1 protein-coding gene and 1 tRNA gene are annotated in these 535 nt (G+C 47.5%); one reads left to right on the top strand and one right to left on the bottom strand.

What is annotated here, in order from left to right; genetic code table 11:
• On the top strand, nt 1-316 hold a 316-nt coding region (locus tag FC652_RS20240), incomplete at its 5' end, for a transposase (RefSeq protein ID WP_176299915.1).
• A 53-nt stretch (nt 317-369) separates the two neighbouring features.
• Here the strand turns inward: FC652_RS20240 and FC652_RS20235 are convergent.
• Nucleotides 370-446: transfer RNA gene (locus tag FC652_RS20235), tRNA-Trp, on the bottom strand.
• Nucleotides 447-535: the final 89 nt, after the last annotated feature.

The following is a 535-nucleotide window of genomic DNA, read 5'->3' as shown; positions in this document are numbered from 1 at the left end:
GGTGACCGAAAAAGGTCGTCACGCAGTGGTCATTATGGATGGCGCGGGTTGGCATAGCAATGACATTGCTGAGCCATTTGATAATGTCAGTATCATCAAGCTCCCACCCTATTCACCAGAGCTAAACCCGATAGAACAAGTGTGGAGTTGGTTAAGACAACACTATCTCGCCAATCAATCTTTTGCGGATTACGAAGACATTGTCTCTAAAGTATGTAGGGCTTGGAATCGTTTTTTGGAATGTTCGGCCAGAGTCAGACAGATGTGCTCGAGAAGATGGATAGACCTGACCAGTCAATTTTCCAGATTGGTCTAAAACAAAAAAGTCTCAACATAGTTGAGACTTTAATAAATTCCTTTGAAGAAATATGGCAGGGGTGGAGAGATTCGAACTCCCAACACGCGGATTTGGAATCCGCTGCTCTGCCAATTGGAGCTACACCCCTGCAGTTCGTGTTTAATGAGACGACTCTCGAATAAGTGGCGGAGCGGACGGGACTCGAACCCGCGACCCCCGGCGTGACAGGCCGGTATT

The sequence above is a fragment of the Vibrio sp. 05-20-BW147 genome, from assembly GCF_013369385.1.
GTDB classification, from domain to species: Bacteria; Pseudomonadota; Gammaproteobacteria; order Enterobacterales; family Vibrionaceae; genus Vibrio; species Vibrio floridensis.
Note: the sequence above shows the minus strand (reverse complement) of the source record. Positions and strands in the feature narration are given on the sequence as shown.